The sequence below is a fragment of the Flavobacterium terrisoli genome (assembly GCF_030167905.1).
Classification (GTDB): Bacteria; Bacteroidota; Bacteroidia; order Flavobacteriales; family Flavobacteriaceae; genus Flavobacterium; species Flavobacterium terrisoli.
In genome coordinates, this window is sequence record NZ_JARGNA010000003.1 from 311,588 (window position 1) to 331,421 (window position 19,834).

The 19,834-nt window shown below is 38.5% G+C and carries 19 protein-coding genes; 18 read left to right on the forward strand and 1 reads right to left on the reverse strand.

The window, feature by feature from the left end:
• Positions 1 to 23: 23 nt before the first annotated feature.
• From P1K33_RS05430 to P1K33_RS05515, 18 genes are all read left to right on the forward strand, one after another.
• The gene (locus P1K33_RS05430; RefSeq protein WP_284651878.1) at positions 24 to 770 is read left to right on the forward strand and encodes a sulfite exporter TauE/SafE family protein; all 747 of its coding nucleotides are present in this window, start codon (positions 24 to 26) and stop codon (positions 768 to 770) included.
• A gap of 2 nt (positions 771 to 772) precedes the next feature.
• Entirely contained in the window at positions 773 to 1,024 is a 252-nt protein-coding gene (locus tag P1K33_RS05435; RefSeq protein WP_284651879.1) for a MoaD/ThiS family protein, read from the forward strand.
• Positions 1,025 to 1,035: 11 nt separating this feature from the next.
• Positions 1,036 to 2,127 (forward strand): HesA/MoeB/ThiF family protein, encoded by a 1,092-nt coding sequence (locus P1K33_RS05440; RefSeq protein ID WP_284651880.1) that lies wholly within the window; start codon positions 1,036 to 1,038, stop codon positions 2,125 to 2,127.
• Complete coding sequence (locus P1K33_RS05445) at positions 2,114 to 2,560, forward strand: molybdenum cofactor biosynthesis protein MoaE (RefSeq protein ID WP_284651881.1); 447 nt, start codon at positions 2,114 to 2,116, stop codon at positions 2,558 to 2,560. The genes P1K33_RS05440 and P1K33_RS05445 overlap by 14 nt, the downstream gene beginning before the upstream one ends.
• Before the next feature lies 1 nt (position 2,561).
• Complete coding sequence (moaCB, locus tag P1K33_RS05450; protein ID WP_284651882.1) at positions 2,562 to 3,476, forward strand: bifunctional molybdenum cofactor biosynthesis protein MoaC/MoaB; 915 nt, start codon at positions 2,562 to 2,564, stop codon at positions 3,474 to 3,476.
• Positions 3,466 to 4,470 (forward strand): GTP 3',8-cyclase MoaA, encoded by a 1,005-nt coding sequence (gene moaA, locus P1K33_RS05455; RefSeq protein WP_284651883.1) that lies wholly within the window; start codon positions 3,466 to 3,468, stop codon positions 4,468 to 4,470. The genes moaCB and moaA overlap by 11 nt, the downstream gene beginning before the upstream one ends.
• Before the next feature lie 94 nt (positions 4,471 to 4,564).
• Positions 4,565 to 5,890, forward strand: a complete 1,326-nt coding sequence (gene allB, locus P1K33_RS05460) for an allantoinase AllB (RefSeq protein WP_284651884.1) — start codon at positions 4,565 to 4,567, stop codon at positions 5,888 to 5,890.
• The gene (alc, locus tag P1K33_RS05465; RefSeq protein WP_284651885.1) at positions 5,872 to 6,891 is read left to right on the forward strand and encodes an allantoicase; all 1,020 of its coding nucleotides are present in this window, start codon (positions 5,872 to 5,874) and stop codon (positions 6,889 to 6,891) included. The genes allB and alc overlap by 19 nt, the downstream gene beginning before the upstream one ends.
• A gap of 83 nt (positions 6,892 to 6,974) precedes the next feature.
• The gene (locus P1K33_RS05470) at positions 6,975 to 8,303 is read left to right on the forward strand and encodes a urate hydroxylase PuuD (RefSeq protein ID WP_284651886.1); all 1,329 of its coding nucleotides are present in this window, start codon (positions 6,975 to 6,977) and stop codon (positions 8,301 to 8,303) included.
• A 7-nt stretch (positions 8,304 to 8,310) separates the two neighbouring features.
• Complete coding sequence (gene uraD, locus P1K33_RS05475) at positions 8,311 to 9,159, forward strand: 2-oxo-4-hydroxy-4-carboxy-5-ureidoimidazoline decarboxylase (RefSeq protein ID WP_284651887.1); 849 nt, start codon at positions 8,311 to 8,313, stop codon at positions 9,157 to 9,159.
• Between the two features lie 91 nt (positions 9,160 to 9,250).
• Entirely contained in the window at positions 9,251 to 10,588 is a 1,338-nt protein-coding gene (locus tag P1K33_RS05480) for a DUF6986 family protein (RefSeq protein WP_284651888.1), read from the forward strand.
• 101 nt (positions 10,589 to 10,689) lie between these two features.
• Positions 10,690 to 11,397 (forward strand): aquaporin Z, encoded by a 708-nt coding sequence (aqpZ, locus tag P1K33_RS05485; RefSeq protein WP_284651889.1) that lies wholly within the window; start codon positions 10,690 to 10,692, stop codon positions 11,395 to 11,397.
• A gap of 70 nt (positions 11,398 to 11,467) precedes the next feature.
• A complete protein-coding gene (locus tag P1K33_RS05490; protein WP_284651890.1) occupies positions 11,468 to 12,070 on the forward strand; it encodes an alpha-ketoglutarate-dependent dioxygenase AlkB family protein in 603 nt (200 codons plus the stop codon).
• 36 nt (positions 12,071 to 12,106) lie between these two features.
• Positions 12,107 to 12,931 carry a sterol desaturase family protein gene (locus P1K33_RS05495; protein ID WP_284651891.1) on the forward strand — a complete coding sequence of 275 codons (825 nt, stop codon included), beginning with the start codon at positions 12,107 to 12,109 and terminating at the stop codon, positions 12,929 to 12,931.
• 108 nt (positions 12,932 to 13,039) lie between these two features.
• Positions 13,040 to 13,315, forward strand: coding sequence for a TIGR03643 family protein (locus tag P1K33_RS05500; protein WP_284651892.1), 276 nt, complete (start codon positions 13,040 to 13,042; stop codon positions 13,313 to 13,315).
• A 55-nt stretch (positions 13,316 to 13,370) separates the two neighbouring features.
• Positions 13,371 to 13,652, forward strand: coding sequence for a TIGR03643 family protein (locus P1K33_RS05505; RefSeq protein WP_284651893.1), 282 nt, complete (start codon positions 13,371 to 13,373; stop codon positions 13,650 to 13,652).
• 97 nt (positions 13,653 to 13,749) lie between these two features.
• Positions 13,750 to 15,618 carry a M61 family metallopeptidase gene (locus P1K33_RS05510; protein ID WP_284651894.1) on the forward strand — a complete coding sequence of 623 codons (1,869 nt, stop codon included), beginning with the start codon at positions 13,750 to 13,752 and terminating at the stop codon, positions 15,616 to 15,618.
• Between the two features lie 144 nt (positions 15,619 to 15,762).
• Positions 15,763 to 16,476, forward strand: a complete 714-nt coding sequence (locus tag P1K33_RS05515) for a DUF4369 domain-containing protein (RefSeq protein WP_284651895.1) — start codon at positions 15,763 to 15,765, stop codon at positions 16,474 to 16,476.
• Positions 16,477 to 16,483: 7 nt separating this feature from the next.
• On the opposite strand, the gene P1K33_RS05520 is transcribed toward P1K33_RS05515, so the two are convergent.
• Entirely contained in the window at positions 16,484 to 19,789 is a 3,306-nt protein-coding gene (locus tag P1K33_RS05520) for a T9SS type B sorting domain-containing protein (protein WP_284651896.1), read from the reverse strand.
• Between the last annotated feature and the right edge of the window lie 45 nt (positions 19,790 to 19,834).

Consider the following 19,834-nt stretch of genomic DNA (forward strand, 5'->3'; position numbering starts at 1 on the left):
ACAGTACTTAATTTTTCAAAATCATGTTCGTCAGCGAAATACTAAATTCTCCTTTATTACTGGTTTTACTGGCGGTCGTTGCATTTTTGTATGCGAGCGTTGGTCATGGCGGTGCGAGTGGTTATTTGGCTTTGATGAGCTTGTTTGCCTTTCCGGTGACGTTTATGAAGCCGACAGCATTAGTGTTGAATATATTGGTTTCTGGCATTTCATTTTACTTTTATTACCGCCAAAAAGAATTCAATTGGAAATTTTTTTATCCGTTTGCAATAACCTCGATTCCGTTTTCTTTTTTGGGAGGCATGGTCAACATAGAAACCCATTGGTACAAAATAATTTTGGGAACGGTTTTGCTTTTTGCCGTAGCCAGATTACTGGGTTTATTTGGCAAAGGCCAGAAGGAATTGAAGCCGATTAATCTTCCAATGGCATTAGTCATTGGCGCTATAATCGGTTTTTTATCCGGATTGATAGGCATTGGCGGAGGCATTATTTTGAGTCCGGTGCTGTTATTATTAGGCTGGGCAACGATGAAACAAACCGCTGCGGTTTCGGCCTTATTCATCTTTGTAAATTCCATTTCCGGACTTTTCGGATTTGCGTCACAAGGCGGAACATTACCGGTTTCATCAACACTATTGATTGCAGTGGTTTTGATTGGCGGTATTGTCGGTGGTTATTACGGTAGCAAAAAAATGAATACTATTGCGTTGCGAAATGTATTGGCAATGGTTTTGTTAATCGCGGTTTTTAAATTATATACAATCTAGTTATGGCAATCAAATGTCCGATAAAATATTATGGTATCATCAGCGATATTGTTGGTATGGATGCTGATTTGGCTGAGTTTAACGGTGAAGTTCCGGTCTTGAATGATTTGAAAGTGACGCTGGAAGATGCCTTTGCCGATATGAAAGAAGTAAACTATTTGTTTGCGGTCAATCAGACGCTGGTTTCCGATTTGACTTTGGAACTAAAAGATAACGATGAGATTGCCTTATTGCCGGCATTTTCCGGAGGCTAATTTAAAATACAATGCAAAACAAAAGATACGACAAGCAAATCCAGCTGGCTGAAATAGGCATTTCAGGTCAGGAAAAAATCACCAAGGCTAAAGTTTTAGTCATTGGCGCCGGTGGTTTGGGTTGTCCCGTTTTGCAAAATTTAGCTGCTGCAGGGGTTGGTTCAATTGGAATTGTCGATGGCGATATAGTGGAAGAAACCAATTTGCACCGACAGTTTTTATATACTTTAGCAGATGTTGGAAAAAGTAAAGCGGTCGTGGCCAAAGAAGTGGTTTCAAAGCAAAATCCTGAGGTAAATATTCAGATTTATACCGATTGTTTCAAAGCCCAAAATGCGCTCGAAATGGTTTCCGATTACCAAATCATAGTCGATTGTACCGATGATAACGCGACACGTTATTTGATAAACGATATCGCTTTGGTCAAAAACATTCCGATGGTTTCTGCGTCGATTCACAAATTTGAAGGACAGCTTTCGGTGTTTAATTACCAGAACGGACCAACTTACCGTTGCTTGTTTCCCGAAAGCGAAAATTTGAATCAATTGGCCAGTTGCAATGACAGCGGTGTTTTAGGTGTTTTGCCTAATCTCTTGGGTGTAATGCAGGCCAATGAAGTACTGAAGATTATCCTCGACATTGGCGAAGTGTTAAGCGGAAAATTGCTTTTGTATAACGGTTTAAACAACAATATCCAGGCGATCAGTTTTGCTTTGAATGAAACCGAAAAAGAAAAAGGCATCCAAAACGGATTGGAAGTTCTGAATAATCTGCTCAATATTGGTGTTGGTTCTATCAATGCCAATGATTTTTTAGTGGAATTGACTCAAAAAAGCAATGTGGTGATTGACATCAGGGAAACTTACGAAGAGCCAAAAATGGAAGCCCAAAACATCAACCATGTTCCTTTGGCACAATTGGACGATTTTCTAAAAAGTATCGACAGAAACCAAAAAATTATCCTGTTTTGCCAGGAAGGAAACCGAAGCAAACTCACCTGCGACTATTTAATCAAAAACGGTTTTGCCAATGTGTATCATCTTTCCAACGGGATTCAATCATTGCAAAAGCTAACCCATAATGAAATCCATGACAACAGATAAACCAAGAAAAACAACTTTTATCCACGGACCGATTGCGGCCGATTTTATTGGCGATTCGATTTCGAAACACCAAAGTAAAACGACGATTGGTGCGCACAATATTTTTTTGGGACAAGTCCGCGCTGATATCATTGAAGGAAAAGAAGTTGTTGCGATTGAGTATTCGGCATACGAAGAAATGGCAGAAAAGATTTTTCATGAAATCAGAGAATCGGCTTTCGCCAAATATGACTTAACTTGTATGCACATTTACCACAGTTTGGGATTGGTCAAAGCAGGTGAAATTTGTTTGTTCATTTTTGTTTCTTCGCCAAGACGAAAAGTGGTTTTTGAAGCTTTGGAATTTTTGGTCGAAGAAATCAAAGCCAAAGTACCAGTTTTTGGCAAAGAAATTTTTGAAGACGAAACCTATACCTGGAAAAAAAACACATAAAATGGTTGATATTACCCATAAAATTACCACACTCCGAACCGCAACGGCGCAAGCCATTGTAAAGGTTGGTTCATCGGATACCATACAAGCCATTTTGGACAAAAAAGTACCCAAAGGCGATGTGTTGGAAGTGGCTCGAACGGCCGGTTTGTTTGCCGTGAAAAACACCGCGAGCGTGATTCCCGATTGTCATCCGATGCCGATTGAATATACCGGAATCCATTTTGAATGTTTTGAGGATTTTATCGAAATTGAAGTCTGTGTCAAAACGATTTACAAAACCGGTGTTGAGGTTGAAGCCATGCACGGCGCGTCCATCGTAGCTTTAACGATGTATGATATGCTCAAACCGATTGATAAGAATGTTGAAATTTCTACGGTAAAATTGCTGCACAAAAAGGGCGGCAAAACCGATTTTGGTGCCAAAGAAAATCACAACCTGAATGTAGCCGTAATTGTTTGCTCCGATAGTGTTTCGGCCGGAACCAAAGAAGACGCTTCGGGAAAAGTCATCACCGAAAAATTAGAGAAACTGGGCTTAGTCGTTTCCCAATACGATATCATTCCCGACAGGGTAACCGAAATTCAGGCCAATATTCAAAGCCTGATCAAGAAAAAAACCGATCTAATCATCCTAACCGGCGGCACCGGATTGTCGCACAAAGATGTCACACCCGAAGCGGTAATTCCGTTATTGGACAGAAGAATTCCCGGAATTGAAGAAGCGATTCGCTCTTACGGGCAGGAACGAACACCGTTTGCGATGTTATCACGCAGCGTCGTTGGTTTCAAAGGCGATACGTTGATTATGGCTTTGCCTGGATCGGTTGGCGGCGCTTCGGAATCGATAGACGCGGTGTTTCCATCGGTGTTGCATTTGTTTAAATTGCTGAACGGATTCGACCATGGAAAATAATTTCGATTTACAGGATTCATTTGGACGCGAACACAACTATTTGCGCATTTCGATTACGGAACACTGTAATCTGAGATGCAGTTATTGCATGCCCGAAGAAGGTATTGCTTTGACGCCAAAATCCCATTTGATGACTGCCGAAGAAATTATCCATATCGCCAAAACCTTTGTGGACTATGGCGTAACCAAAATCAGATTGACCGGCGGCGAACCTTTGGTACGAAAAGATGCCGCACCTATCATAGAAGAATTAGGTAAACTGAATGTTGATTTAAGTATAACTACGAATGGAATTTTGGTGCCCAATTTCATTTCGACATTCAAAGCAGCCAATATCAAAACCATCAACATCAGCATCGATAGTTTGGTGGAAGAAAAATTCAATCAAATTACCAGAAGAAAATACTTCGAAACTGTTTTTAAAAACATAGATTTACTATTGTCAGAAGGTTTTAAGGTGAAATTGAATGTGGTTTTAATCAAAAGTTTTAATGATGACGAAATCCTCGATTTTATTGCCTTAACCAGAGATAAAAATGTCCAAATCCGCTTTATAGAATTCATGCCGTTTAGTGGTAACCAATGGGACAAATCCAAGTTGGTTTCCTATGCCGAAATCATGGAAACAATTCAATCCGAATATGCTTTCACCGAAATTGAACGCCTTACAGATGCGCCAAATGATACCGCTAAGAATTTCAAAATCAAATCCCATTTGGGCAGTTTCGCCGTGATTAGTTCGGTTACGAATCCGTTTTGCAGTACTTGTAACCGCATTCGTTTAACTGCCGACGGGAAATTAAAGAACTGTCTGTTCTCCAATTCCGAAACGTCTTTGCTGGAAACCTTACGCGCCGGAAACTCCATTTTGCCTTTGATTCAACAGAATTTGTTATCCAAAAAAGCCGTTCGCGCCGGCATGGATGACGACCTTAAATTCCAGAATCCGGAGCTGTTTTCTCAGAACAGAAGTATGATTGCGATTGGTGGATAACTTTCAAATCAATATTCTTTAATAAAACTTGTAAATTTTTTAATTAAATTTATATTTGCAGGTTCGCCTATGCGAAAAATATAATTTTATAACATTGCAAGAAAGATTACTATATAGTCAAAACGTTTGGGTTGACGGAAAATTACAACCGGCGACCATTCGCATTCAAAACGGAACGATTTCCAATATCTATTTCAACAAACAAGATAACGCTGAAGATTTTGGCGAATTGGTCATTATGCCCGGCGTAATCGATGTTCACGTTCATGTTAACGAACCCGGGAGAACCGAATGGGAAGGTTTTGAAACCGCTACGCAAGCCGCAGCTGCCGGAGGAACAACCACAATTATCGACATGCCTTTGAATGCGAGTCCGGTGACGACAACTTTGAATGCATTTCAACAAAAATTAGAATCGACCAAAGGAAAAATGAATGTCAATGTCGGTTTCTATGCCGGATTGGTTCCGGGAAACACAGCCGATTTACCTGAATTATTGACTGCTGGCGTAGTAGGAGTGAAGTGTTTTTTGACACATTCCGGAATAGACGAATTTCCGAATGTAACCGAAAAAGATTTAGACGAAGCGATGCCGATTATTGCTAAATACAATTTGCCTTTATTGGCACATTGTGAGTTATATGATAAGGAAGTCGAATGTGATTTTGAAAATAATCCAACAAGTTACCAACATTATCTTGCCAGTCGACCAAAAAAATGGGAAAACGACGCCATCGCTTTGATGATTCGCAAGTGTCGTGAACACCATTGCCAGGTGCATATTGTTCATGTCGCTTCCGCGGAAGCTTTGGCCCAAATTGAAGCCGCTAAAAAAGAAGGTTTACCAATCACAGCCGAAACTTGTACGCAATATATTTACTTTAACGCCGAAGCAATTCCGGATGCGAGTTGCATTTACAAATGTGCGCCACCGATTCGGGAGAAAGCCAACAATGACCAATTGAAACAAGCTTTTGTTTCGGGCATTTTGGATTTTATCACGACCGATCATTCGCCTGCTCCGCCAAATATCAAGGAAATGGAAAGCGGTAATTTGAAAAAAGCCTGGGGCGGCATTGCCGGAATTCAGTTTTTGCTCAACGGTTCCTGGACAGCGATGAGAGACACAGTGACTTTGGAACAATTTATACCAATGGTGACTTCAAAACCCGCAGCGTTTATTAAGGCGAAAAACAAAGGAACAATAGCAATTGGAAAAGACGCCGATTTTGTCATTTGGAATCCTGGAGTAAGTGAAACAATCAAGGCAGAAAACATATTATTCAGATATAAAATCAGTCCGTATATCGGGCAAAATTTAAACGGAGTTGTTTCGGAAACCATCGTAAATGGCGAAACCGTGTATCAAAATAAAGTAATAAGAAATAAAAATAAAGGACAATGGCTTTTGCAAAAGTAACAGAGATAGTCAAGGAATCACCGGCATTTACCCAACTAACCGACTTGGCGGCAGAACGCCTGGGCGGAAAAGTATTGTATGCGACCGATGATTTTTTTGCCGAAAAAGAGAATTTGATTTTACCAACGCGTGGTGTGTTCATCACCGACAAATATACCGACCGTGGCAAATGGATGGACGGCTGGGAAAGCCGCAGAAAAAGAACGCCTGGACACGATTGGGCTGTTATTCAATTGGCGACTTCGGGAAAAATTACCGGCTTTGATATTGACACCAATTTCTTTTTGGGGAATCATCCACCACATGCTTCGATTGAAGCAATCAACATTTCCAATGCAGAAGGAATTACCGATTGGGAGAATTTAGCATGGAAAGAGATTTTGCCAAAATCCCATTTGGATGCCGGTTCGCAGAATTTCTACGAATGTGAAAGCGATGAAATTTTCACGCATTTGCGTTTGCACATTTATCCTGATGGTGGCGTAGCACGTTTCCGGGTTTACGGAGAAGTCTTTAAAAACTGGGATGCGGTTTCCACTTCACAGGAATTGGATTTGGCTGCTGCGATTAATGGCGGTCAGGCGATTGCCTGCAACGATATGTTTTTTAGTGCGATGAGCAATTTGATTATGCCCAATCGCGGTGCCAATATGGGAGACGGCTGGGAGACCAAAAGAAACAGAACACCTAATAATCGTGATTGGGTGATTTTGAAATTAGCCCACAAAGGAATTGTGGATAGAATCATAGTCGATACCTGTCATTTTAAAGGCAATTATCCTGATAGTTGTTCGATTGAAGCTTGTGTTTCAGAAACTGACGATGTTGTAAATAGTACCGATTGGAAAACTTTATTACCCCAACAAAAATTGAGTGCTGATCATATTCATGAATTTATTTCCGAAGTAAATGCTTTGGGAACGATCACGCATATTCGTTTGAATATTTTTCCTGATGGTGGCGTAAGCCGATTAAGAATCTTTGGTAAAATCAGTAAATAGTGGTAATCAGTACATTTATATTAATCGTTTTATATGTGATTTACTTCAGTGTTTTAATACTGCTGGGCTATATTTCGTATAAAATGCCGAAGCTTAAAGTCACCAAATCTGAGACCGAAGAAACGGAAGAAATAAAAAACAACAGCCAGAATTATATTTACACCGGAATACTGTTAGCGATTGTCGGAATTTTGGTCAATACTTATATTTTGGTCCAAGGCACACCTTTGGAAAGTCATATGATGGAATGGCTCAATATTGTCATCCGTTTGATGCATATCACTTTCGGAATTGCTTGGATTGGGGCTTCGTTTTACTTTGTATTCCTTGAAAATGCCTTGAATAGGACAGAAGATGTCCGCGATGAATTGGCCGGAAATCTCTGGGCAGTTCACGGTGGTGGATTCTATTATTTGGAGAAATACAAAATCGCACCAAAGACGATTCCAAAGCATTTGCATTGGTTCAAATATGAAGCTTATTTTACCTGGCTTTCGGGTTTTTGTTTGCTGTTTGTGGTGTATTATTTCAATGCTTCCGCTTTCCTGATTGACAAAAATGTAATGGATATTACCGCTACGCAAGGCATCTTAACAGGAATCGGATCTTTTGTTGTTGGATGGATAATTTATGACCAAATGTGTAAATCGGCCTTAATCAAAAATCAATTTTGGTTTTCGATTATCGGTTTTATTTTCCTGATTACGTTTGCGTGGTTTTATTGCCATGTGTTCAGTGCGCGAGCGGCTTATATCCATTTTGGTGCGATGATAGGAAGTTTGATGGTAGCGAATGTATTTTTTGTGATTATTCCCGGCCAAAAGGAAATGGTGCGTTGTGCCAAACTAGGCATTCCATTGGATCCAAGTTTGGGTAAAAAAGCCTTAGCGCGTTCGTTGCACAACAACTATTTCACACTGCCGGTGTTGTTTGTGATGGTGAGCAATCACTTTCCATCGACCTTTGGCTATGAATATCCGTGGTTGGTTTTGGCCATCATTTCGCTCGGCGCGGCAGGCGTAAAGCATTATCTGAATTTAAAGGAAAAGAAACAACTCAATGTTTGGATTTTGCCGGTTTCGGTGGTAATTTTATTGGCGGCTTGTTTTATTACGGCGCCAAGTACGAATCCGAACGAGTGTAAAACTGAAGTGACGATTACCGAAGTGCAGGAAATTGTGCAGAAACGTTGCGTACAATGCCATTCGTCGGCGCCAACCGATGATACTTATAAAGTCGCTCCAAGTGGCGTTATGTATGACACACCGCAGGATATTGTAAAGAAAAAAGACTTAATTATGCAAAGGGTTGTTTTGACCAAAACAATGCCTCAGAATAATAAAACCAACATGACCGAAGAAGAACGAAACCTGATTCGATGTTGGATAGAACAAGGCGGAAGCCTAAAATAATGACGATATGAATTTATTAGCCTTTAATAATTTGCCCGAAGAAACAGCCAAAAGAGAGTTATTTGCCTGTTGCGGTTCAACCCAATGGACCGATTCGATGATGAAACATTTTCCTTTTGTTTCCGAAAAGCAATTGGTGGATTTGTCGGCTCAAATTTGGTATGATGAATGTAATGAAAATGATTGGCGCGAATCGTTTACACACCATCCGAAAATTGGTGATGTGAAAAGCCTGACCGAAAAGTTTGCAGGCAAAGAGCAAGCCGGAGTAGCAGTAGCAACTCAAGAAACCATCCAAGCTTTGGCGAAAGCCAATGGTGATTATGAAGCCAAAAACGGTTTTATCTTTATTGTTTGTGCCACCGGAAAATCAGCTGATGAAATGTTACAAATTCTTTTGGATAGATTAAAAAACACGCCCGAAGAAGAACTCCATATTGCCATGGGCGAACAGCAAAAAATTTCCATCATTCGTTTTAAAAAAATGTTACCTGATGGTGATTTCAGTTTCCTGAAAGTAAGTCAAATTACGACACATGTTTTAGATACAGCCGTTGGTTTACCCGGAAAAAACATCTCTATAAAATTGCAGGCGAAGCGAAACAATATTTGGCAAACCATTGCGCAAGGCATCACCAATAATGACGGCAGGATTCCCGATTTATTGCCACAGGAACGCAACCTAAAACCCAATACCTACAAAATGGTTTTTGACACCGGAAGCTATTACAAAAAACAAAACCTAAAAACGTTTTATCCCGAAGTGGAGATACTGTTTACCACTTTTGATGAAACCCATTATCACGTGCCATTGTTGGTCAATCCGTTCGGATATAGTACTTACAGAGGAAGCTGAAAAAGAAAATAGACCCGAGGCGCAGCCGAATTGTATGGAGCGCAGCGGAATAAATATAGAACAAAGAGAATAGATATTAAAAATCAGAATTATGACGATTCCTAATAATAAGAAAGAACAATTGTTCCAAAGTTTATCCCAGGCAAACAATACTTTTAACGAAGTATATCCCGGCGACCGAAGTGAGCGCCAACCGGTACACACTTTGTATGGCGGAGCCAATCTTTTCAAATCGGATGCGCCGATTGCCTTAGGGCATCGTGCTTTGGAAATCTTGGAAACCTATGCACCGAATCATGAAGTTTTCGGAAAAGCTTTTGGCTTGACCGGTGGCAATGATTTCAGCAAACGCATTTATGATAAGGTGGTGGCCAAATTAAAATCGGAAGCCATAGAAGATTTTCGTATCGATTTTGAAGACGGTTATGGCAACAGAAGCAATGAAGAAGAAGATGCAACTGCGGTTAGCGCTGCCAAAGAAGTAGCCAAAGGAATGGCAGACAAAACGCTTTCGCCATTTATAGGAATCCGAATCAAACCTTTTACCGAAGAAATGAAAGAAAGAGGTTTGCGTACCTTGGATATTTTCGTTTCGACTTTGGTAAAAGAAACTAACGGTAAATTACCTGAGAATTTTGTGGTGATGTTGCCAAAGGTTACGATTCCGGAACAACCGGAAACTTTGGCCAATTTTTTCACCATTTTGGAAGAAGAATTAGGTTTGACCAAAGGCATTTTGAAAATGGAAATGATGGTTGAAACTACACAAGCTATCATGGATATTAACGGAACCAATCCATTATACAGATTCATCAAAGCGGCTCAAGGTCGTTGTATCGCGATGCATTTTGGAACCTATGATTATACTGCCAGTTGCAGCATCACGGCCAAGTACCAAGAAATGGATCATCCCGTTTGTGATTTTGCCCACCATATGACCAAAGTCGCTTTGGCACACACCGGAATCTGGTTGAGCGATGGCGCAACGAACACGATGCCTATCGGTCCACACCGAGGCGATTTGACTCCCGAGCAGGAAGAAGAAAACCGTCAAGTCGTTCACCGTGCCTGGAAAAAAGGATATGATCATATTCGTCATTCTTTATGGAATGGCTATTACCAGGGTTGGGATTTGAATCCGGCACAATTCCCGATGCGTTATGCTGCCGTTTATGCTTTCTTCCTGGAAAGTTATGACGATGCAGTTGACCGTTTGAAAACCTTTGTGGAAAAAGCGGCGCGTGCTACGCTAATCGGAGACGTATTTGATGATGCGGCAACCGGTCAGGGATTATTGAATTACTTCCTTCGCGCCTTAAACAGCGGTGCGATTACCGAAGAAGAAGTGTTGGCAACTGGCCTGACATTAGACGAGATTCGCGGTCGTTCTTTCAAGAAAATTTTGGAAAACAGAAAGGCAAATAGTTAACAATCAAATGTTATTAAGTATCTGAAAATGAGTGAATGCTCATAAGTTTTTAATGGTAAATTAGCTAGTAAATAGATTAACTAACCATTAAAACTAAACTTATGAGAAAATTATTCGCAGAATTTTTCGGTACCTACTGGCTCGTTTTTGGCGGCTGTGGTAGCGCTTTGTTTGCCGCAGGAATTCCTAATCTGGGAATCGGATTTGCTGGTGTTTCTTTAGCCTTTGGATTAACCGTTTTGACAATGGCTTACGCTGTGGGTCACATTTCGGGCGGACATTTTAATCCGGCGGTGTCTTTCGGACTTTGGGCCGGTGGAAGATTTTCGGCTAAAGAGTTATTGCCTTATATCATTTCGCAATGCTTGGGCGGAATTGCTGCAGCGGGAACTTTGATGTTCATCCTTTCAGGAAAATATGACCAAGTCATTGACAATACTAAAGCCGGTGCTTTTGCCACCAACGGTTATGGCGCTTTTTCGCCTGATGGTTATTCGATGGTAGCTTGTTTTGCGGCAGAATTTGTCCTAACGATGTTCTTTTTACTTGTAATTCTGGGTGCAACAGACAAATTGGCCAACGGTAAATTTGCAGGTGTCGCTATCGGTTTGGCGTTGACATTAATCCATTTAATTAGTATTCCGATTACCAATACTTCGGTAAACCCAGCGCGTTCTTTATCGCAAGCTGTTTTTGCCGGAGGTGAACCATTAACTCAGGTTTGGTTGTTTTGGGCAGCGCCAATTGCAGGAGCAGTAGTTGGTGGATTTATTTATAAATTACTTTTAGAGAAAAAAGAAGATTTATAATTTCAATATAAGTTAATCAGTAAAGAGAAAAGAATGAAATTATTTGTTCTTTTCTCTTTATTTTTGAAATATGAATTCACTTTTTCCCAAAGAAAAAATCACGTTTAAGATTCCGGATGCCGAAATCGAATACTATCCGAATTTCTTTGACGTTGCTCGGGCCAATGAACTTTTGGAGAAGTTAAAAGCTGATATTCCCTGGCAGCAGGATTCAATAACTGTTTTTGGAAAAACACATCCGCAACCGCGATTGACTGCACTTTTTGGCAATGAAGGCAAACCATATGGTTATTCCAATATCGTCATGCAGCCGCACCATTGGAATCCGTTATTAATGTTTATTAAAAATGAAGTCGAAGAGATTTGCGGTGAGAATTTCACCACAGTTTTGCTTAACTATTACCGTGACGGCAAAGATAGCAACGGTTGGCATGCCGATAATGAACGAGAATTAGGCCGAAATCCGGTCATTGCTTCGGTGAGTTTTGGAGCTGAGCGAAGCTTTCAATTGCAGCACAATACCATTAAAGAACAAAAATTGAAAATCAATCTGGAACACGGAAGTTTGCTGATTATGAAAGGCCCAACACAGCATTTTTGGAAACACCAAATTCCTAAAACGGTCAAGCCAATTGGCTCCAGAATCAATCTCACTTTTCGCATTATCAAGTAATTCCCATTTTCATTATATTTGAATAAAAACAATTTGATGAACGAAATCATACTATATTTTAAGGACATTCCTTCTTCACACAGGGCGCTTATTTTAGCCGGTGGCATTACTATTTTCTGGCTGATTGAAAGTGCGGTTCCATTTATCAGATTTGGCTATAACAAATGGCAACACGCCGGAATCAATATCTTTTTTACCGTTACAACTATCATTGTCAACTTCTGTTTGGCTTTTGTTTTGGTCAATGCTGCACAATGGACGGTTGACCATCATTTTGGTTTATTGAATTGGCTGCCAGAAATGAATATTTGGTTATTTGCTATCGTTGGTTTGCTGCTTTTGGATTTGATAGGAGCTTATCTGCCTCATCTTGTAGAGCACAAAACCAGATTTCTGTGGCGTTTTCATTTGATTCATCATACCGATACCTGGATCGACACGACTTCTGCTAATCGCCATCATCCAGGCGAAAGTGTATTGCGTTTTATTTTCACCACTGCCGGTGTTTTGATTATTGGCTGTCCGATGTGGATGGTTTTTATGTATCAGACTTTGTCGGTTGTGGCAACACAATTCAATCATGCCAACATTGTTCTGCCAAAGAAACTGGATAAAATCTTAAGCTATTTTATTGTTTCACCCGATATGCATAAAGTCCATCACCATTACGTTTTGCCTTATACAGACAGCAATTATGGCAATATTTTTTCAGTTTGGGACCGATTGTTTGGGACTTTCAAAACTTTGGACAGAGAGAAACTGGTTTATGGCGTTGATACCCATATGAAGCCCGAAGAGCATAATAATTTAAGGAATTTATTGTCGATTCCTTTTCAGCGATACCGTTCGCCGGATTCTTAAGATTCAAAAAAAAACAAGCAGCCAATTACCAACTAATTATTTTTTTTATTAATATTGAAATACGAATTGATCAGTTGAAATCTATTTTTAAATAATGCTTTTACAGAAATGAAAAAAAGTAAGCTTGCAGACTTTGACAACGAACAAATTGAAAGAGTTGTCAGTATGGCTCAGGAGGAAAGAAAACCTTTTGAAGTAATAAAAGAAGAATTTGGACTTACCGAAAATGAAGTAACCGAATTAATGAGAAAACGTTTATCGAAAGATAATTTTGAGCTTTGGAAAAAGAAAGCGACCGGAAGTAAGCCAAAGCCAAAACCGATCATTGACGATTTCGATGATGATTTAGAAGGAAAATACTATATCAAAAATAAATTTGACTAAAATTTTAACTCTTGTTCAGCAAGAGTTTTTTTATTTAATGCCGATTTTTGTCTTCATGAAAACAAACTTGTTTACAGAACTGCAACTCGACAGAATCATAGAAATGGCTTGGGAAGACCGTACGCCGTTTGAAGCAATTACTTTTCAGTTTGGCATTTCAGAACAAGAAACAATTGAAATTATGCGTCGCGAGATGAAACCTTCGAGTTTTAAAATGTGGCGCCAAAGAGTTCAAGGAAGAACCACCAAGCACGCCAAACTTCGAACAAATGGTATAGATAGATTCAAATGTTCACTTCAAAGACAAATTACCCACAACAAAATCTCCAAACGTTAATCGGCATGGTTTTAGTTAATCAATTCTAAAATGTTAAAATAAGTGTAACTATTAGTTACATTTGAGGACTTATTCAGAAAAATATAAATTATCAGCAATGAAAAAACTAATTTTAAGTGCCATTGTAGCTTTATCTGCATTCAATTTTAATGCTGTCGCTCAAAAGAAATCTACCGCTTCTGCCCAACAGGTGAAAGTAGCCATAGATTTAAACCAAGTGGTAGACGATAAAGTGATGGTAACGATTACCCCGCCAACTTTTACATCAACTGATGTTGTTTTCCATATACCGAAAACTGTTCCGGGAACTTATTCAGCAGACAATTACGGAAAATTAATCGTTGATCTGAAAGCTTTAGACAAAAGCGGAAAAGAATTAACGGTAACCAAAACCGATGAGAATTCATGGAAAATCAGCAATGCTAAAACGCTTTCAAAAGTTACTTATTGGGTAAATGATACCTATGACACTGAAACCGGAAGAGGTTTCGGGAAAGATGAGATTTTTTCACCGGCCGGGACCAATATCGATCCAGGAAAAAACTTTATGTTGAATAACCACGGATTCATTGGCTATTTTGATGACAAATTAGAGATTCCTTATAATGTTACGATAACACATCCGGCAACACTTTTTGGTTCAACTTCTTTGGTTGACGTTAATAAAAGTGATACCGTTGACAATTTTATTGCCTCAAGATATTTTGAATTGACAGACAACCCAATCATGTATGCCAAACCTGATTATGTGACTTTCAATGTTGATGGAATGGAGATTTTGTTTAGCGTATATTCTGCTAATGGAACACATACCGCGAAATCACTTTTAGCTGATTTGGAGAAAACCATGCGTGCTCAGAAAGCCTTTTTGGGACCAATCAATAACAACAAAAAATATACGGTTCTTTTGTATTTGTCTGACATGCAGAAAGCTGACGCAAAAGGATTTGGTGCTTTAGAGCATCACACCTGTACCACAGTGGTTTTCCCTGAAATGATGCCGGCAGCGGCTTTGGGCGAACAAATCAAAGACGTGGTTTCTCACGAATTTTTCCACATTGTAACACCATTGAGCATTCACTCAAAAGAGATTCAGTTTTTTGATTATAACAATCCTAAAATGTCAAAGCATTTATGGATGTATGAAGGTGTAACTGAATATTTTGCCAACCTGTTCCAGGTGAATCAAGGCCTAATTGATGCTGATGAGTTTTACCAAAGAATGGTTGGGAAAATCACCAACGCTTCAAGTATGAACGATACGATGCCGTTTACTGAAATGAGCGCCAATGTTTTGGTTCAGCCTTATAAAGATCAGTATTTGAATGTTTACGAAAAAGGCGCTTTAATCGGAATGTGCATTGATATCATCATCCGTGAGAAAAGCAACGGGCAAACAGGTATTTTAGATTTGATGCAAAAATTATCAAAGGAATATGGTCCTAATAAACCATTTAATGATGAGGAACTTTTTGCTAAGATCACTTCTTTGACTTATCCTGAAGTTGGTGAATTTTTGACAACTTACGTTGCCGGCCCAACACCGATTCCATATGACACTTATTTTGCTAAAGTAGGTGTAGGTAAATCAAAAGTGAGTATTCCTATGAATCCGTTTCTGAAAGATCAATCGACGCCTTACATTACCGTTGATGGAAAAACAAAGGAAATCATTGTAATTCCAAGTTCTGACTTGAATGATTTTATGAAAGCGTTAAGTTTGAAAGGTGGTGATGTCATTCTTGCCATCAACAGTAAAGACTACAATCTTGACAATATTTACGATATGATTATGGAAAGTCAAAACTGGAAAGTGGATGACGCCATAACAGTTAAAATAAGAAGAGACGGAAAAGAAGAAATCATCAATGGAAAAGTAAAATTGTCTACAGAAGAAGTTGAAGGCTACGGAGTTACTGATCCTTCCAAAGAGCAATTGAACAACGCCTGGTTAAAAGGAAAATAAAATAATTTTATTATAGATTAAAACCTCAATTTGGTCATCAAATTGAGGTTTTTTTTTAGTATTATTGCCACTCGAGACCGATAGGTCGACCCGAAGCTTTAGCTGAACGGGCGAAGCAATTGAACGTAGTTAAAATTTTAAAACATGCAAAAATCATTTTTGGCCTTATTATCAGTGTTGGTTTTAGTATCCTGTTCGGAGAAGAAATCAAACAAAGATTTTGTGCTCAACGGAAATATCAAAGGATTAAAAAGCGGAACATTATATATTCAAAGAATAAAAGACACACTTTTGGTGCCAATTGATACGATTAAAATTGATGGAGATGCTCATTTCGTCAGCGAATTTGATTTGAAATCGCCCGAAATGTTATACTTGTTTTTAGATCGTGGTGTGACCAATTCAATTGATAATAACATTCCGTTTTTTGCTGAAAAAGGCGTGATGAATTTGGAAACATCCTTGGATTTTTTTACTGCTGATGTAAAAATTACAGGTTCAAAAAATCAGGCATTGTATGAGGATTACAGGAAGGGAATGTCAAGATATGTAAACTACGACTTGGATTTGGTGGAGAAAAAATTTAAGGCCTTCAAAGCAGGAAATCTTGACGAAGTCAATAAAATAAATGAAGAGCAACAGAACATTGTAAAAAGAAAATACCTTTATACTACAAATTTTGCGGTGAATAATTCAGACTATGAAGTAGCGCCTTTTGTTGCCTTGAATGATATTTATGATATCAACCTGAAATACCTGGATACGATTCAAAAATCTATGTCGCCAAAAGTAGCCCAATCTCTTTATGGCAAAAAACTTAACGAATTAGTGGCTGAAAGAAAAAAGATTGAAAAATAAGATTTGATTATCTTAACATGGCAAAATGTCCTTTGTGGATTCTGCCGTCATTTCGAATAACATAGAACCAATAATCATCGGAAGGCAATTGTCTTCCGTTGTAGTTTCCGTCCCAAGCCTGATTGTTTTCCATAACCGTCAGTAATTTTCCATAGCGGTCAAAGATTAACACTTCAAAATTAGGCTCGAATTGGGAGAATTTAATGCTCCATCCATCATTGTTGCCATCGCCGTTGGGTGTGAAGAATTTAGGATAGTTTAATAAAAATACTCGTTCGGTATCTATTCCACATTCTTTTTTATCTCTAACGGTTACCAGATAAGCTCCATTTGGTAAACCATTGAATACATTACTGCTTTGAAAATTAATACCATCAATTGAATATTCATAATCTCCCAAACCGGTAACATTAACTGTAATGCTGTTTTCGGTATCTGTCCAATCAACAGTGTCGATGGAAGTTATGGTTGGGGCATTTGATAAAACTACTGTAAAATATTCTGTGGTAAGGCAAGAACCGGTACCATGATTTAGCCCGACAGTTAGGGAATAATCCCCAGGAGTGGATACTACGATTGATGATGAGCTAATTCCAGTTGACCAAGCATATAAATCAAAACCGAGCGGTGCCGAAATGGTTACACTATTATTTTCGCATAACGATATCTCATCCGGCAAAGTAATAACTGGTACGCTAACCAAATTTAATTCAAATTCTATAATTTGATGACATCCGTTAATATTGTCAATCCTAACATAAATAATGCTTTGACCTAAAGGAACTAAATAGTTGGTTGCTAATTGCTCAGTGTTGATTAGGTTTTCAGCACCATTAAATGAAGAATAATATGAAAAACTATTCCCTGCTAAACTAGTGATTTGAGCATTATATAATGATAAATCAAGAATTTGGCTGCCATCATTTCCAATATCACAAAAGGTAACATTATAATCTATGGCATTCAAAGAGAAAATTAAACCAACAGTAATAGACAATCTGTTTATGCTTTCACAGCCATTGACGGTTTGAGTAGCAAAATAAGTTGCTCCATCTGCTAACAAAGTATTAGATGGTAAAACAATTGTACTACTATTAGAACTGTACCAATTTATGGTGGTTCCTGTTAAGACAATATCATCTAAAGTTGGGTTTTGTGAAGCGCATAATGTTTGTGGACTATTTCCGGTTGGAGTTGGCGTGTTTTGAATGGTAATGGTAACAGGAACCAAAGAACTCTCACAACTGTTCAACGTTTGGGAAGCATAATAAGTGACGCCATTTTGCAACAAAGTTGTTGAACCCAATAAATTTCCTGCCGTTGGGGTATCGTACCATTTTATATTTTGACCGGTTATAGCTATGTCACTTAGGGTCGCATTTTGTTGGATGCAGAAGGTTTGGGGGGAAATAACATTTGGAATAATAGATGGAGTTACAGTTACATTAATCGCTGTTCTGTTGCTTTCACAACTATTTACAGTTTGTGAAGCGTAATAATTAGTATTATCAAGTAAGACAGTTGTATTAGGTAAAATATTTGTGCCGGTTAAAGTATCATAGAATGTTAAGTTTTGTCCGGGAACAATTAAATTTGATAAAGTAGCATTTTCACTTTCACAAAATGTTTGATTTCCAGCAACTGGAGCTAACGGACTTTGATTGATAGTAACAGTTACTGCTAATCTTGGACTTTCAGGGCAGTTACCAACTTGCTTTGCTGCATAATAAGTTTGTCCGTTTATCAAAAGTGTATTGGTCGTTAGCGGCGTAGTTGAAGTCAATGAACTGTACCATCTGATTGAGCCAAAGTTTGGAGATAAACTGCTTATGGTAGCATTTTGACCAGAGCAAAATGTTTGATTGCCATCACCAGTTGGCATTAAATTATCACAAGGGCCTAATTTTATGACAAAGCCATCATCATATAAAACACCGTTGTGAACTGCATCAAAATTTTGGATATTGGCAGAAGGATCCAAATCTGCATTACCGGCAAAATAACCACAGTAATACTGGTAATCATTTTTTATTTTAATGCCAGAAAAACGAAGTTTGTAAGTGGCAAATAGAGTTCCGTTTGCACGACCTAATCTGAAAGCAGTTTCAAAGTTTCTGTTGGAATCGAATTTGACAACATAACTTTCCCCATGCTGGGATGAAATGCCGCCATCCAATAAAAAGGTATTGGGTGAAGGATCGACATCGATGATTCCCATAAATGATGTAGCAAAATAGTAATTGTTGTTCGCATCCGATTCGATAACACTGAAAAAGGAATTGGGTTCAGGGTATTCCTTGTGATCAATATATACACCATTCGAATTTAGCCACAAAATAATACCTGTTTCTGTTGCATTTATGACATTGGATGATGGGTCAACATCTACCGGATTATTGGAAACGAAATGGCTAAATGTTATAACATAGTTTCCATTGTCTGAAATGTGAAATCCGGAAGGCATAATGTTTTCGAAATTTTTTTCCCAAATTTCATTGCCATTGGCATTATCCAACTTTATTAGTTTTTCCTCATAATAAGAAGGGATCGAAGGATTAGTGGATGGGACAAAAATGTGGTAAAGCAGATTTGGATTGTTGTCAGGGCCTATTTTTACAGATTCAAATTCGGTGTGTTGCCAGTCATAAGTTTTAGTCCAAATGATATTTCCGTTTGAATTCATTTTAACCACATAATTTCCCAATCCAACTGCCGATAAATTGAAAGCAGGATTTTGTTGGCTCAAGGTGATGTTGCCTACAAAACGTCCGGTAAGAAAAATGTTGTTTGAACTATCTAGATCAAACGATGAAGGGTCGATAGACGATTGCTGATTATTCAAATCCTTAATGCTTTTTACCATCAATTCATTTCCCGAAAGATCAAGCTTTACAATCACTATATTGGGGTTAGAGATAACCGTGTTTCCAGAATATTCCCGTAGCACCATCAAAGCATAAATATTATTGTCTGTGCCAATTTTCATATCTATGACATAATCACTAGTACTTCTGACCATATTAAAAACTTTACCCCAAACGTAGTTTCCATCGGGGTCTAATTTTACCATATAACAAATATTACCGCTAATGTTAATTGTATTGTTTTCAATTATTTCAGTAGCAAGTCCAGGATTAATGTCAAAATAATAAGAAGTACTTTCTCCCAGCAAATAGCTGTTGCCATCATCATCAACATCCATGGCAATTATACGATCAGTCTCACCATTTCCGAGTTGTCTTGCCCATTGAAAATCCTGGCCAAAACTTATGATTGGAATTAAAAGGAAAAAGAAAAATATTTTTTTATTCATAAAGAATCTTATAAAGCGCCAAAAATAAAAATAATATTCGGAAAA

Bases quoted from the DNA above. Each gene is read 5' to 3' on its own strand.
- P1K33_RS05445 (WP_284651881.1), top strand. From the start codon at position 2,114: ATGACAACAGATAAACCAAGAAAAACAACTTTTATCCACGGACCGATT.
- P1K33_RS05520 (WP_284651896.1), bottom strand. From the start codon at position 19,789: ATGAATAAAAAAATATTTTTCTTTTTCCTTTTAATTCCAATCATAAGT.
- P1K33_RS05505 (WP_284651893.1), top strand. From the start codon at position 13,371: ATGAAAACAAACTTGTTTACAGAACTGCAACTCGACAGAATCATAGAA.
- P1K33_RS05435 (WP_284651879.1), top strand. From the start codon at position 773: ATGGCAATCAAATGTCCGATAAAATATTATGGTATCATCAGCGATATT.
- moaA (WP_284651883.1), top strand. From the start codon at position 3,466: ATGGAAAATAATTTCGATTTACAGGATTCATTTGGACGCGAACACAAC.
- P1K33_RS05430 (WP_284651878.1), top strand. From the start codon at position 24: ATGTTCGTCAGCGAAATACTAAATTCTCCTTTATTACTGGTTTTACTG.
- P1K33_RS05480 (WP_284651888.1), top strand. From the start codon at position 9,251: ATGACGATTCCTAATAATAAGAAAGAACAATTGTTCCAAAGTTTATCC.
- moaCB (WP_284651882.1), top strand. From the start codon at position 2,562: ATGGTTGATATTACCCATAAAATTACCACACTCCGAACCGCAACGGCG.
- P1K33_RS05515 (WP_284651895.1), top strand. From the start codon at position 15,763: ATGCAAAAATCATTTTTGGCCTTATTATCAGTGTTGGTTTTAGTATCC.
- uraD (WP_284651887.1), top strand. From the start codon at position 8,311: ATGAATTTATTAGCCTTTAATAATTTGCCCGAAGAAACAGCCAAAAGA.
- aqpZ (WP_284651889.1), top strand. From the start codon at position 10,690: ATGAGAAAATTATTCGCAGAATTTTTCGGTACCTACTGGCTCGTTTTT.
- P1K33_RS05500 (WP_284651892.1), top strand. From the start codon at position 13,040: ATGAAAAAAAGTAAGCTTGCAGACTTTGACAACGAACAAATTGAAAGA.
- P1K33_RS05470 (WP_284651886.1), top strand. From the start codon at position 6,975: ATGCCGAAGCTTAAAGTCACCAAATCTGAGACCGAAGAAACGGAAGAA.
- P1K33_RS05495 (WP_284651891.1), top strand. From the start codon at position 12,107: ATGAACGAAATCATACTATATTTTAAGGACATTCCTTCTTCACACAGG.
- P1K33_RS05490 (WP_284651890.1), top strand. From the start codon at position 11,468: ATGAATTCACTTTTTCCCAAAGAAAAAATCACGTTTAAGATTCCGGAT.
- P1K33_RS05510 (WP_284651894.1), top strand. From the start codon at position 13,750: ATGAAAAAACTAATTTTAAGTGCCATTGTAGCTTTATCTGCATTCAAT.
- P1K33_RS05440 (WP_284651880.1), top strand. From the start codon at position 1,036: ATGCAAAACAAAAGATACGACAAGCAAATCCAGCTGGCTGAAATAGGC.
- alc (WP_284651885.1), top strand. From the start codon at position 5,872: ATGGCTTTTGCAAAAGTAACAGAGATAGTCAAGGAATCACCGGCATTT.